This window comes from Mesorhizobium sp. M7A.F.Ca.CA.001.04.2.1 (assembly GCF_003998485.1).
GTDB lineage: Bacteria > Pseudomonadota > Alphaproteobacteria > Rhizobiales > Rhizobiaceae > Mesorhizobium > Mesorhizobium ciceri.
Window position 1 is genome coordinate 20,266 of sequence record NZ_RZQT01000032.1, and the last position, 13,160, is coordinate 33,425.

10 protein-coding genes, 1 tRNA gene and 2 pseudogenes are annotated in these 13,160 nt (G+C 63.7%); 7 read left to right on the forward strand and 6 right to left on the reverse strand.

The window, feature by feature from the left end:
• Together EN955_RS12910 and phnN are read left to right on the forward strand one after the other, a co-directional pair.
• Positions 1-1,152 (forward strand): alpha-D-ribose 1-methylphosphonate 5-triphosphate diphosphatase, encoded by a 1,152-nt coding sequence (locus tag EN955_RS12910; protein WP_024502020.1) that lies wholly within the window; start codon positions 1-3, stop codon positions 1,150-1,152.
• Positions 1,149-1,778 carry a phosphonate metabolism protein/1,5-bisphosphokinase (PRPP-forming) PhnN gene (gene phnN, locus EN955_RS12915; RefSeq protein ID WP_024502021.1) on the forward strand — a complete coding sequence of 210 codons (630 nt, stop codon included), beginning with the start codon at positions 1,149-1,151 and terminating at the stop codon, positions 1,776-1,778. Before EN955_RS12910 ends, phnN begins: the two co-directional genes overlap by 4 nt.
• 5 nt (positions 1,779-1,783) lie before the next feature.
• On the opposite strand, the gene EN955_RS12920 is transcribed toward phnN, so the two are convergent.
• The 3 genes from EN955_RS12920 to EN955_RS12930 all read right to left on the reverse strand — a co-directional run bounded on the left by EN955_RS12920 (position 1,784) and on the right by EN955_RS12930 (position 5,532).
• Positions 1,784-2,779: an ABC transporter permease gene (locus EN955_RS12920; RefSeq protein ID WP_024502022.1), complete on the reverse strand. Its 996-nt coding sequence runs from the start codon at positions 2,777-2,779 to the stop codon at positions 1,784-1,786.
• A 51-nt stretch (positions 2,780-2,830) separates the two neighbouring features.
• Positions 2,831-4,375, reverse strand: coding sequence for a sugar ABC transporter ATP-binding protein (locus EN955_RS12925; protein WP_081714222.1), 1,545 nt, complete (start codon positions 4,373-4,375; stop codon positions 2,831-2,833).
• Between the two features lie 194 nt (positions 4,376-4,569).
• Positions 4,570-5,532: a sugar-binding protein gene (locus EN955_RS12930; RefSeq protein ID WP_013528381.1), complete on the reverse strand. Its 963-nt coding sequence runs from the start codon at positions 5,530-5,532 to the stop codon at positions 4,570-4,572.
• Positions 5,533-6,090: 558 nt separating this feature from the next.
• On the opposite strand from EN955_RS12930, the gene EN955_RS12940 reads away from it, so the two are divergent.
• The 4 genes and pseudogenes from EN955_RS12940 to EN955_RS35340 form a co-directional block, all read left to right on the forward strand.
• Positions 6,091-7,209, forward strand: a complete 1,119-nt coding sequence (locus tag EN955_RS12940) for a LacI family DNA-binding transcriptional regulator (RefSeq protein WP_024502024.1) — start codon at positions 6,091-6,093, stop codon at positions 7,207-7,209.
• Positions 7,210-8,019: 810 nt separating this feature from the next.
• Positions 8,020-8,265, forward strand: coding sequence for a hypothetical protein (locus tag EN955_RS12955; protein WP_127223424.1), 246 nt, complete (start codon positions 8,020-8,022; stop codon positions 8,263-8,265).
• A complete protein-coding gene (locus EN955_RS12960) occupies positions 8,222-8,614 on the forward strand; it encodes an MAPEG family protein (protein WP_013528384.1) in 393 nt (130 codons plus the stop codon). Before EN955_RS12955 ends, EN955_RS12960 begins: the two co-directional genes overlap by 44 nt.
• Before the next feature lie 192 nt (positions 8,615-8,806).
• Positions 8,807-8,926 (forward strand): annotated as a pseudogene (locus tag EN955_RS35340) (DUF899 family protein); the annotation flags it as partial.
• A 51-nt stretch (positions 8,927-8,977) separates the two neighbouring features.
• Here the strand turns inward: EN955_RS35340 and EN955_RS12975 are convergent.
• From EN955_RS12975 to EN955_RS12990, 3 genes are all read right to left on the reverse strand, one after another.
• Positions 8,978-9,054, reverse strand: a tRNA-Arg gene (locus EN955_RS12975).
• Between the two features lie 132 nt (positions 9,055-9,186).
• Entirely contained in the window at positions 9,187-10,113 is a 927-nt protein-coding gene (locus EN955_RS12980) for a DUF1003 domain-containing protein (RefSeq protein WP_024502026.1), read from the reverse strand.
• 691 nt (positions 10,114-10,804) lie between these two features.
• On the reverse strand, positions 10,805-11,692 hold the full coding sequence (locus EN955_RS12990) for a D-alanyl-D-alanine carboxypeptidase family protein (protein WP_024502027.1): 888 nt from the start codon (positions 11,690-11,692) through the stop codon (positions 10,805-10,807).
• A 217-nt stretch (positions 11,693-11,909) separates the two neighbouring features.
• Here EN955_RS12990 and EN955_RS12995 point away from each other — a divergent pair.
• Positions 11,910-13,160 (forward strand): annotated as a pseudogene (locus EN955_RS12995) (methyl-accepting chemotaxis protein); the annotation flags it as partial.

The following is a 13,160-nucleotide window of genomic DNA, read 5'->3' on the forward strand; positions in this document are numbered from 1 at the left end:
ATGACCGCCGAGACTGTTCTCCACAATGCCCGCATCGTGCTTGCCGACGAGATCGTCGAAGGTTCGCTGGTGCTGCGCGACGGCTTTATCGCCGGCATCGAAGCCGGCGCAAGCTCTGGTTCTGGCCGCATCGGCGAGGATATGGGCGGCGACTATATTATTCCCGGGCTGGTCGAGTTGCACACCGACCATCTCGAAGGCCATTACGCGCCGCGGCCCAAGGTGCGCTGGAATCCGATCGCCGCCGTGCTCGCCCATGACGCGCAGGTGGCAACCGCCGGCATCACCACCGTGCTGGACGCCTTGCGCGTCGGCATGGACGAAGACGCCGACCTGACATCGGCCGACATCCGCAAGCTGGCCGACGCGATCGAGGACAGTGTGAAGCAGGACCGTCTGCGCGCCGACCATTTCATCCACCTGCGCTGCGAGGTTTCGGCACCGGACTGCCTCAGGGCTTTCGCTAATTTCGACGGCGACGAGCGGGTTAAGCTGGCATCGCTGATGGATCATGCGCCAGGCCAGCGCCAGTTCGTCAATCTCGAAACCTATGCCTACTATTACCAGCGCAAGCTGAAGCTGACCGATCGCGACTTCAAGGTGTTCTGCGAAAAGCGGATGGCCGAATCGGCGCGCAATTCGGCGCCGAACCGGGCGGTGATCGCCGCCGCCTGCCAGGAGCGCGGCATCGTGCTGGCCAGCCACGACGACGCCACATCGGGCCATGTCGACGAAGCGATCGAGCAGGGCGTGCGGGTCGCCGAATTCCCGACCACGGAAGAGGCCGCCAGGGCCTCGAAAGAGGCCGGGATGGGTGTGCTGATGGGCGCGCCAAACGTTATGCGCGGCGCCTCGCATTCGGGCAATGTCTCGGCCCGTACGCTGGCCAGCGACGGCCTGCTCGACATCTTGTCGTCCGACTACATTCCCTTCAGCCTGATCCAGTCGGCGTTCTTCCTCGGCGATGTCGTCGAAGGCATTTCCCTGCCGCAGGCCGTCGCCATGGTGTCGAAGAACCCGGCCGATGCGGTTGGCCTGACCGACCGCGGCGTCATCGAGCAGGGCCGCCGCGCCGATCTGGTGCGGGTGCGCGTCGACGACCATGTTCCGGTCGTGCGCACCGTGTGGCGGCAGGGACGCCGGGTGGCATGATGGTGTCGGCACTGATCGAGCGGGAACTTTCGGCCGAGACGTTTCCGATCCGCGATGGCGTTTTCGTGGCCGTCGTCGGCCCAAGCGGCGCCGGCAAGGACACGGTGATCGGCTACGCCCGCAACCATTTTGCCGACGAAACGCGGCTGGAGTTCGTCCGCCGGGTCATCACCAGGCCGAGCGATGCCGCAAGCGAGGATCACGACACGCTGGCCGACGCTGCCTTCGCCGAAGCCGAAGCCGATGGCGCCTTCGCCATTTCCTGGGAAGCACACGGCTTGCGCTACGGCATCCCCGCCGATGTCGACTGGTCTGTCGCCAATGGCCGTGTCGCTGTCGCCAATGTGTCGCGCGCGATCATCCCCTCCTTGCGCGAACGCTATGCCAACCTGGCCGTCGTCGAGATCACTGCCTCGCCTGAAGTGCTGGCCGAGCGTCTGGCGATGCGCGGCCGGGAGTCCCGCGGCGAAGTGCTGGCGCGGCTGGCACGCAGCGCCAATGTCACTCTGTCCGGGCCCGGCGTCACCTCGATCGACAACAGCGGCCCGCGCGAAGCCGCCGGCGAACGCTTCGCCGAGGTGCTGCGCAAGGCGATGGCCTTTTCCGACATGTCGGGCCTGATCTAGGCTAGCTATTTCGCAGCCTGGCCCGCCACGCCCTTGCGGGTGGCGTCGACCATCAGCCGCCGTTCCCGGAACACGCCCCATTGCTGGTCGACCAGCACGCCGATGAGGATGACGCCGCCCATCACCGCGAAGTTGAGCGAGGACGGGATGCCGAGCAGGTTGACGAGATTCTGCAGCTCCTGCAGCAGCACCGTGCCGAGGATGACGCCGATCAGCGAGCCTTCGCCGCCGCGCAGCGAGAAGCCGCCGAGCACGGCGGCGGCGATGGCGTAGAGTTCGTAGAACTGGCCGTGGCTGGCCGGCGAGATCGAGCGCGTGTACATGGCGAAATAGATCGCCGACAGCGCCGTCAGCACACCGCAGATGACATAGGCGGCGATGACGACACGGCCGGTGCGGATACCCGAATATTTCGCCGCCTCCTCGTTCTTGCCGATGGCGTAAAGATAGCGGCCGAACACCGAGCGGTGCAGCACCACCCACATGACGATCGAAATAACGATCAGCGCGATGAAACTGTTCGGCACGCCATAGGAGCGGCCGGCGGTGAGGAATTCGAGCTCGGGAAAATTCTGGCCGAACGCAAAACCCGCCGTGCCGTCGGCAGTGTAGAAGCGGGCGACACCGCGGTAGATCAACAGGCCGCACAAAGTGACGACGAAAGGCTGCAGCTTGAGCCTTGTGATCAGCCAGCCATGCACCAGGCCGATGATGGCGCCGAGGAACAGGATCAGCACGAAGGCCAGCGGCCAGCCCACCTCGCGCACGGCGATGAAGTCGATGAACAGCGTTCCAAGCAGCGCGACCACCGAGCCGACCGACAATTCGATGCCGCCGGTGATGATGACGAAGGCCTGGCCGATCGACAGGATGCCGAACAGGCCGATCAGGTTCGAGGTGTTGGCGAGGTTGATCGGCAACAGGAAGCGCGGATTGATGATCGCCACGATCGCCCCGACCACCAGGATCAGGATCAGCAGGCCGAGATCTTTCTTGCTCATCGTCTTCTCCCCAATGCCTGAGCAGATCGCGCTTGCGCGACCCCGGCAAAACTACTTCGGCTGCTTGCCCACCGCCAGCAGCAGCACGTTTTCCTGGCTGAACCGGTCCTTGTCGAGAATGCCGGAGATTTGGCCCTCATGCATGACGGCGATGCGGTCGGACACGCCGATCACCTCTTCCATGTCCGACGAGATCATCAGCACGGCGACGCCGGCATCGGCCAATGCGCGCATCAGGCCGTAGATTTCCGCCTTGGCGCCGATGTCGATGCCGCGCGTCGGCTCGTCGAGGATCATCACCTTGGGGTTCATGGCCAGCCACTTGCCGAGCACGACCTTCTGCTGATTGCCGCCCGACAGCGTGCCGGTGCGCGTCTGCACCGAAGGCGCCTTGATGCCGAGATCTTTCTTCTGCTTCTCGGCGGTGGAGGTCTCGGCGCTTGAGGACACCAGGGAGCGGCGCGCATGCGCGGGCAGATTGGGCAGCGAAATGTTCTGAGCGATCGACAGGTCGAGCAGGATACCGGTGAGCTTGCGGTCTTCCGGCACCAGGAAGATGCCGTGCGCGACGGCGTCGGCCGCGGAAGCCAGCGCAAGCGGCTTGCCGTCGAGTTCCAGCGCGCCGCCGAGCTTCGAATCGATGCCGAAGAACACCCGCGCCAGCTCGGTGCGGCCGGAACCGACAAGACCGGCGAGGCCGAGGATTTCGCCGCGCCTGACGTCGAGATCGACCGGGCGGCCGGGATAGGCAGGGGTGCGGATGGCCTTGGCCGCAAGTGCTACGGCGCCGGGCGCACGCGCCGCTTCCGAGGCCTTCTCGCGCTCCTTCAGCATGCGGCCGATCATCAGCTTGACCATCTGGTCGTGGCCGATATCGCTCTTCGGCAAGGTGCCGGCCAGCATGCCGTCGCGCAGCACCACGACGCGGTCGGCGACGCGTTCGACCTCGTGCAGGCGGTGCGAGATGAAGATGACGCTGATGCCGTCGGCCTTCAGCGCCTTGATGACGTCGAGCAATTTGTCGGTCTCGGCGAGCGGCAGGCTGGATGTCGGCTCGTCGAGGATGACCAGCCGCGCCTCGATCGACAGCGCCTTGGCGATCTCGACCATCTGCTGCTGCGCCAGAGACAGGGTCGCAACCGGCGTGTCGGCGGAAAAATTGGCGCCGACGCGCTTCAAAAGCGGCGCCACCATGGTGCGCAGCTTGGCGCGGTCGACGAGCTTGAGCGGCCCGGCGCGCAACGGCTCGCGGCCGAAGAAGATGTTGGCGGCGACGTCCAGATTTTCGAACAAATTGAGTTCCTGGTGGACGAAGGCGATGCCCGATCCCAGGCTGGCTTCGACGGAGAGCCTGTCATGCGCGGTGCCGTCGACGGTGATCGTGCCGCTGTCGGGCCTGGTGACGCCGCCGAGGATCTTCATCAACGTCGATTTGCCGGCGCCGTTTTCGCCGACAAGGCCGATGACCTCGCCCGGCCTGACCTCCATGGAGAAGCCGTCGAGCGCGACGACGCCCGGATAGGTCTTGCGCACGTTCTCAAGGCTGAGGAACGGGGCGGTCACGGATGCAGCAATGGATGTGTCGGAATAATTCATCATGCCTGACAGCGATTGGCGGGCCAATTTCTGAGCATGATCTCTGGACAAAACGGTTTCCCGTTTGTCCGAGAACCGGCTTCCACTTTTCGGGATCATGCTCTTGGCTTTTGGCAGACTGACGATCCTCGCGGTGTTCGTCAATGCGAGCAGCCGGCCCAAGCGACGTTGAGCCGGCTGAACTGCTTCAAGTCTTAGTTTCCGGCCATCGCCTTCAGATTGGCGGCGTAGGCGTCGACGTCATCCTTGCCGATGATCTTGGTCGGGATGATGATGAGGTTGCCTTCCGGGATGCCCGACTTGTCGCCCTTGAGATAGGCAGCCATCAGCTTCATGCCCTGATAGGCCCATTCGAAGGGCTGCTGCACGACAGTGGCGGCAATGGTGCCTTCCTTGACGCCGCCCAGCGTGATCGGATCGTCATCGAAGCCGACGACGGTGATCGAGCCGAGCTTGCCGGCATCGCGCAGCGCTTCATAGATGCGCGGCGTGTTGTAGGAGTAGAAGCCGACCATGCAGGTGACGTCGGGGCTGGCGACCAGCGCGTCCTCGACATTCTTCTTGGCGCGCGCCTGGTCGATGTCGTCGCCGCGCACGTCGATCAGCTCGATCTTGGTGCCGGCCAGGCCGTCCTTCATGCCTTGGATGCGCTCCTTGGCATTGTCGGCGCCGAGCAGGCCGACGAAGCCGAGGCACTTGCCGCCATTGGGCATCGCCTTCTTGGCGATTTCGGCCGCCTGCTTGCCGGCATCGACGTTGGACGAGCCGATATAGGCGACGCGCTTGGTCTGCGGCGCGTCCGAGTCGGTGGTGAACAGCGCGGTTTCCGAAGCGATCTTGTTCAACCCATCGGTCGAGGTCTTGGGATCGACGGCCGAGACCATGATGCCCTTGACGCCGGCGGTCACCAGATCGTCCATCAGCCGCTGCTGGATGGCGACCGAGGACTGTTCGGGATATTTGAGCTCAAGCGTGTAGTCGGGCAGTTCGCCCTGCGCCTTCTTGACGCCGGCTTCGGCGGCCTTCCAGAAATCGGAAGCGCCGTTGACGACGAAGGCCAGCGTCGGCTTGTCGTCGGCGCGCGCGATTGCCGTGGCCGACAGGCCAAGCAGCAGCGCGGTCGCGGCTACGGATGCATTGCGTATCAAGGATTTCATGTTCAACCTCCCGTTTGGCTCAGTCGTTGGACCGGCCGATCTTGCACTGACCTGATTTGCCGTTTGCAGCGTGGACGCCCTCCTCCTCAAAGGGGTTCCCGGCACCGAAAGAATGGCGTCGTTCCAGCCACGACAGCGACCTTAGAGACTCATCCTTCATTCGTAAATAGTCCGATTTGTCTGACATATCACATATCCGAGACAAGGCTTGCGGAGATAGGATCCGCTCGCCACCGGGCCATTTTTCGTACTCTCCCGTCGCCCCGGACGTGACCGGCCGGATGCGACGATTGACGGTACAGCGCATTTTTGTATTAGTAAACAGTATTAGTTCCGAGCCAATGCCAGCGGTTTCGCGGTGTGCCCGCCGGCGTGCCGCCCTCACCGCTGGGCAGCCGCCCAGGCCTTTTGTTAATTGAGCTTTCGCTTGTATGGAGATGCGTGGCGGATGGACCTCCGGCATACTAATAGTTATAAACGAGCCTGACGTTATTCCGATAAATCGACGGCGTCACGCCACCTTGCCGGCCTGACCGGCCAGCCAGACTGGGATTTGCCATGAGCGAGACGACGGATCGGGCCAGCGACACGGCGAGGCGGCGCAAGGCGCCCGCCAAGGGCGCCAAGGGCCGCGTCACCATGATCGATATCGCCAGGGCCGCTGGCTGCTCGCAGGCGACCGTGTCCTTCGTGCTCAACAATTCGCCAGGGATCAAGCTGTCGCAGCAGACCCGCGAACGGGTGATCGAGGCCGCACGGACGCTTGGCTACACCGCGCCCGCTTTCGAGGCGCTTCACCCGGCATTGCCTGCCTTCGAGGGGCCCGCCTTCGAAGGGCTGGACGGGGTGATCGGCTTTGCCGTCGACCAGCTCGCCACCAGCCCCGAAGCCGTGGTCGCCATCGAGGGCGCGCGCCAGGCCTCGTGGAATGCCGGCAACGTGCTTCTGGTGGCGCAGACGCTGGGCGATTCCGTCATGGAGCCGCGCGCCATTTCAGCGCTGACCAAGCGGGGCATTTCGGCGCTGATCTACATGACCATCTTCACCCGCGAGATCACGGCGCCCGACTATCTCTACGGCCTCGACATCCCGGTGATCCTGCTCAACTGCTACACGGCGGACTACGCCTTCCCTGCCGTGGTGCCGAGCGAGATCGCCGGCGGCCAGAGCTCGACCCGCCATTTGATCAGCCACGGCCACCGCCGCATCGCCACCATCACCGGCGAGCCGTGGATGCAGGCGGCACAGGACCGGCTGAAGGGCTACCGCCGCGCGCTCGCCACGGCCGACATTCCGTTCGATCCCGAGCTGGTGGTCGAGGGCGACTGGTCGGCCAGCGCCGGCTATGCCGCCACCGTCAAGCTGCTGGCACTCAGGGACAAGCCCACCGCCATCTTCTGTCAGAACGACCGCACCGCGATCGGCTGCTACGAAGCGCTGAAGGAAGCCGGCCTGCACATTCCGCAAGATATTTCCGTGGTCGGCTACGACGACGAGGAAATCGCCAGGCATCTGTTCCCGCCGCTGACGACCTCGATCCTGCCGCACATGGCGATGGGCCAATGGGCGATCGAACAGCTGGAAGCGCCGGCGGCGCCTGGGCGCGGGCGGTACCCGATCACGAAGCTGGAGTGCCCGCTGGTGGAGCGGGAGAGTGTGAGGGGAGTGGTGGGGTAACGCGACTCGGCGGGCCAGCGCTGGCTTACCTTCGACCGTTAGGGAAACCTGACCAGTGGGACGAAGAGCTGATGGCGGCAATGCAGACAATTCTTGCGCGGAAGGGGGGTCAAGGTCGAAGCCCGAGACATTCATTCCCATTGGTGCAACAGACCGGCACGGTTGCGAATTTGGGGTTGGACACGCCGTGCCGGCCAGTGCTGGACACCCCAGCCCGATTACGCTACCGGCACAACAGGAATCCAGCAATTAAGCCTGATGGTCTAGATCGCGAGTGCAGAGCCTGTTCTCGCGCTTCAGGGGGCCTTTTTACCACGGGCATTACTTCTCCTCCGGGCAGTCCAGCAGCTTCGCATGGCGATGCATTTCTTCGCACCCGTCCGACAAGGCCGGGCTTGAACCATTCCGCCTTGTCTTTCTTCAGGCCTTCGGCACTGGTCCGCTAACCTTGCCCTGCACGCGGTCCCACAGGCAGTTGCGTCTGCCGAACTTGAAATTGAGGTTGACGGAGCCGACTTGCGGAATCGGCTGTCGTTTCCTGGAGAAAGCAAAAAGCCCGCCACCTTTCGGCAGCGGGCTTTCCAAAACTGTAACTCTCTTGGTTAATCGATAATCCCGGATGAGCTGGGCGAAGCCGTCACTGACGACAGTCGCTCACGCTTCGTGAAAACGGGCTTCTGATAGATTTTCTTCATCGACATTCCCCTTTGCCAATAATGTGTCACTCTTTGCCTTCCGCCGGGCAGCGTGTCAATCGCGCAACAAAATGCCGCCACCTTTCGGCAGCAGGCCGGTCACGGCGGTATGTCGATGGCCATCACCGCCTCCACGGAAGGAACGCTGATGGCATTCCAACTTGCCCATCGTTTTCGGATGATTAACAAAAAGGGCAATTATGTAACTGACAAACCCGGCTCTTATTGGCGCTGGCTGTCAGGAAAGATCTGCCTGCGCCTTGCCCTTGCCGATAACCTTTGCTTGCCTACTGTCCCGACCATGAGAGGAGGCAAACATGGAACGGCTTTACCCGGTAGCTCTCGTGACGCTGTTTTGTAGCTTGATGATATTCGGAATGGCGGTGACGGTCGCGAGAACCCACAAGAAGACTGGCATACTGGCGCCCGCAATGACCGGCGACCCGCTCCTTGAACGAACCATCCGGGCACATGCCAACGCGGTGGAATGGTTTCCTATCTTTATGCCGTCGATGTGGCTGTTCGCGATCTACTGGAATGCCGCGTGGGCTTCCGGCCTTGGGCTGCTCTGGATGATAGGTCGGATTGCATATTTCGTAGGGTATCGCACCGCGCCCTTGAAGCGCTATCCCGGCTTCTTCGTCCAGTCGATTGCAGCCTTCGCGCTGCTTTTTGGCGCTCTGGGCCGGATCATCTATCTGATGCTCTAGGCGCTCCCCAGCCGCGGGAGAACGGCACAGTACCTCATAAGTGGAGATAGGGCGCACCCACTCCGGTCGGTGTCGGGTCGGTAACATTGCTGGACGCGTTCGAGGGGCGCCAAATGCTCATCGCCTCCTATTACATGTGGTTCGACGGCCGGCCGGCAGCCGAGCAATGAGGGGTGCACCTTCTTCACGACGCAGGTGGCCCATTCGCGGGCTCGCGACACCCTCGCCGCCGAACGCTGGCGGTTGCCCTGGCTGGCGGTTGAGAAGAATTATGCCTTTGAAGGGCTGAAGGGCCGCGTGAGCCTGCTCGACCGCAAAGCTGCCTACGACAAACGCAGTGCCCCGAAACGGTCCCGAAATCATTGGCGCACCCGACAGGATTCGAACCTGTGACCTCTGCCTTCGGAGGGCAGCGCTCTATCCAGCTGAGCTACGGGTGCTTTCCGGAATCCGGAAAACGAACCAGCCGGTGAACCGGCAAGTCACGGCTTCTTAGCGGAAGCGGGCGCGGGCTTCAACGGGCAATTGGCGATTGGCGTAGCGACTTGGGCCGGGTGCGTCCAGGCTGCGGCCTATGAGGTTCCCGCCCCCGCCTTCACCGTCCGCCTTCCACGCACCGCCCGCTTCGGCTTCTTGGCGCCCGCCAGTTCGTGCATCGCGTCCAGCTGCATCTGCTGCATTTCGGCCAGGCGCGTCCATTGGCGCGAGATGAGGTAGTCGAGTTTTTCGTGCAGATGGCGCACTTCGAGCTCGGCCTTGAGGTTGACGCGGTAGTCGTTGAAGGAGCGCAGGCGGTCCTTGGACTCCTGCCGCCGCTGGCTCATCATGATGATCGGCGCCTGGATGGCGGCGATGCAGGAGAGCAGCAGGTTGAGCAGGATGAAGGGATAGGGATCGAAAGCGGCGCTCATGCCGGCGACCAGATTGATGCCGATCCACACCAGAAGCACGCTGCCGAACGAGATCAGGAACCACCAGCTGCCGCCGAAGGCCGCCATGTTGTCGGAGACGCGGTCGGCGAAGGTGCGGTGCTCCTCGAATTCTTCTTCCGAGTTTTCGGAAATCGTGTCCTGCCTGGCGATCGATTCGACCACCTGGCGGTCGAGCTCGGAGAATTCGCCGTGCTCCTGCTGCAGCAGCTCCTCCATATAGCGCATGCGGTAGCGGCCGAGCTCGGCGCGGCTGATGCGGGCGCCGGCCGGCAGGTCGGGATGGTCCGAGCGGATGCGGTCGGCGAGGCTCGGGCGCAGCGTGTCGATGCGCACCAGATCGCGCTTGCGGAATTTGCGGCCCGATATCGCCGACGGCTTTTTCTTCGGCTTGCCACGGTGGGCGCCGGGGCCTGCCGGTTCGGAGTCCGGCACTTCGGGCGTGTCGAAGTGTTCGTCCGATACCGGATCGGCCTCCAGCTCACCGACGATCGGCGCCTCGAAATACTCGCCGCCGTCATCGTTCTGATTGTCTGCCGCCTGTTCGGGCGTTTTGGGGACGGTGCTCATGGTGGGCTCCTGAGGGTGCTGGGCGACGATAGACAGAGGTGGCGGCGCATAGCCAGCGCCGGGCACGGATTTCGCAGGCCGGACAAGTGTTTTTGATCGGAGAGGCGATGTGGCTGACTGCGGCTCGCCCCTCAGGGAGGGTGGAGACGTTCGAAATTGGCCGGAGCGGGAAGAACTTGCCCGATGTTTGCGCCAATCACCCCCCTCTGTCCTGCCGGACATCTCCCCCTCAAGGGGGGAGATTGGCTGTTGTCCCGGCTTTCGCCAATTTCCACCGTCACAGGAGTGAGCGGAGCGCCGAAGCTGCCAATCTCCCCCCTTGCGGGGGTTGAGGAGCGGTCCGCGCAGCGGGCGGAAAGCCAATTGCTTGGCTTTCCGAGCGACGAACATCCGGCAGGACAGAGGGGGGCGCTGTCCCGCCAACGTGCACAGGTTCTGCAGGGCGGCGGGCAACAAAAAACCCGCCTTGCGGGCGGGTCACGTTTCCAGTCGATCAATTGGCGCGACTCAGCACCATACCGAAAATAGAGCATAGCTGCCCTCAGGGTCAAGAAAAAATTCCTATCGACATCCATCCCCGCGCAGCCAAGCGCGATGCTTTGCTACCGGCAGCTCGCCCTTCGCAGGCTCAGGGCGTTCGTCGTTCAAAAAGCCAAGCAATTGGCTTTTTGTCCGCTACGCGGACCACTCCTCACTGCTCGGCGAACATCAGCCTAGTCTTGGCGCCGTCCGTGGTCGGCGACAGGCTGCGCTGGATCAGCGCTTCGACGTGGTCGTTGCGCTGGCGGGCTGAGTCGGCGCCCATCACCACGACGATCAAATTACGGCCGTCGGCATTGTAGGAGGTGACGATGTTGAAGCCCGACGCCCTGATGTAGCCGGTCTTGATGCCGTCGACGCCGCGCACGCGGCCGAGCATGTCGTTGTGGCCGCGCACCAGCCGGCCGCGGAACATGAAGTCGCTTTCGGAGAAATAGTGGAACTGCTGGGGAAAGCGCTGATGCAGCGCCATGCCGAGCACCGCCATGTCGCGCGCCGTCGTCATCTGGCCATCGTCGGGCAGGCCCGACGCGTTGCGAAAGGTGGTGCTGGTCATGCCGAGCTGGCGCGCGTTGGATGTCATCATGGCGGCGAACTGATCCTCCGAGCCGCCGAGATATTCGCCGACCGCCACTGCCACGTCGTTGGCCGATTTGACGACGATGGCGCGGATCGCGGAATCGACGTCGATGCTTTCGCCGCGCCGGAAGCGCATCTTGGTCGGCGGCTGCGAGGCGGCATGGTCCGACACCGGGATCTGCGTCTGCTTGCTGACGCGGCCGGACTCCAGCGCCTCGAACAAAAGATACAGCGTCATCATCTTGGTCAGCGAGGCGGGGTAGCGCTGCGCCGTCGAGCTGACCTCGAACAGCTGCTTGCCGGTCCTGGCGTCAACGACGATTGCCGCATATCTCTGCGCCGGCGCGGGCACGGCCAGCACGCTGTCGGGCGGCGTCGTGGCGCAGCCGGCCAGCAGCACCAGCAGGGCTAGTGCCGCAAAAACTCTCTGGATGAGCGGAAGGGGGCGCAGGTAGGACAAGGGCTGGACTGTTCTGGGTCGGCTGTTGCTGAGATGAGACGACGCTAACGTAACGCGGCTGTTGCGTCCATTTGGTTAATGCCGGTTAGCCCCAGGATTGTCGAGGCCTCGCAAGCTTGGCATCCGCCCCGAAAACGCCGGTTTTCCCGTGTCTTTCCTTGCCAAGGCCGCGTTTCCCGTGGGAAGGAGCGTGGTATCGAGGGCTTGGGGGCTTGGCATGACGAACATCGGGGCCGGGGGCGCTGCGCCCTCGCTTATCAGGGCATCACTCAGCCGCACCGGCAAATGGGCCGGCAGCGTCGCCTTTGTCGGGGGTGCCGTATCCGACATCCTCAATCCGCTGGCGCCGTTCGCCGCCTATGTCGCGCTGGTCGCCGCGGTGGCCGCAATCATCATCGCCATTGCCATCGTGCTCCGGCTGGTGCTGGCGGCCAAGGCGCTGCCGGCCTTGATCTTCGCCACCAGTGCGGCGGCCGTCGCCGGCGGCGTCTACGGCCTGCAGCAGCAGACCAACGCCCAGCACGGGGTGATCGCCAGCCTGGTGCCGGCCGTTGCCGGGCTGCAGCAGTCGATGGGCATCGTTACCGAGAAAGTTGCGAAGATCGAGCAGACCGTCACGCAGACGCAAAAGACGGTGGAGGCGGTCAAGCAGTCGACCGACACGGTGGCGAAAAAGACCGACGAGATCGTGTCCGTCCAGCAGCAGCAGACTGAGCAGACGGCGGAAGTGCAGAAGACCACCGACGAGGTGAAGAAGGAGACCGAGACGCTGGTCGCCGGCCAGGCGCAGCAGCAGGCCCAGACCGAGAAGCTGCAAGCGACGACCGTGCAGATCGCCGCCTCGATCGACATCATCGCCAAGGGCTTTGCCGCCTTGGCCGCGCAGGGCGGGGCGATCGCCGAGCCGAAGCGGCCGGACGAGTTCTACCACAATGCCCGCGTCTACGAGCTGTCCGGCGACATGCTGAATGCGCGGCGCTCCTACCTCGCTTTTGCCGGCTTCGACGTCGACGCCATCGACCCCTATACGCGCTTTGCCACGCTGCTTCGGGTGCAGGATGGCAAGGCCGGCGCCCGCGAGGTGTTCGGCGCGCTTGCCGACAAGGGCAAGGCGCTGTCGATCAAGCTCGTGCATATCCAGCAGTTCGACGACGCCCAGCGCCTCGACAAGCTCAACGCCTTCATATCAGCCAATCCAGATTTCGCGCCGGCCTATTTCCTGTTGGCGCAGGAGTTTTCCGAAGACCGCCTCGGCGCCCAGACGCTGGCCGACAAGCGCAACGAGGCCAAGGCGCTGACCAAGTTCACGTCCTACGAAAAGGATGGCGGGTTGCTCAAATATTTCGTCGACCAGACGCAGTTGGCCGACTGGCTGGACCGCAGCCGCAGCCGGCTGGCGGCGCTTGGCGACGTGCTCGACCCCGCCCGCTTCGTGCCTTCGCTGACGCCGATGCGCTCCAACCAGGGC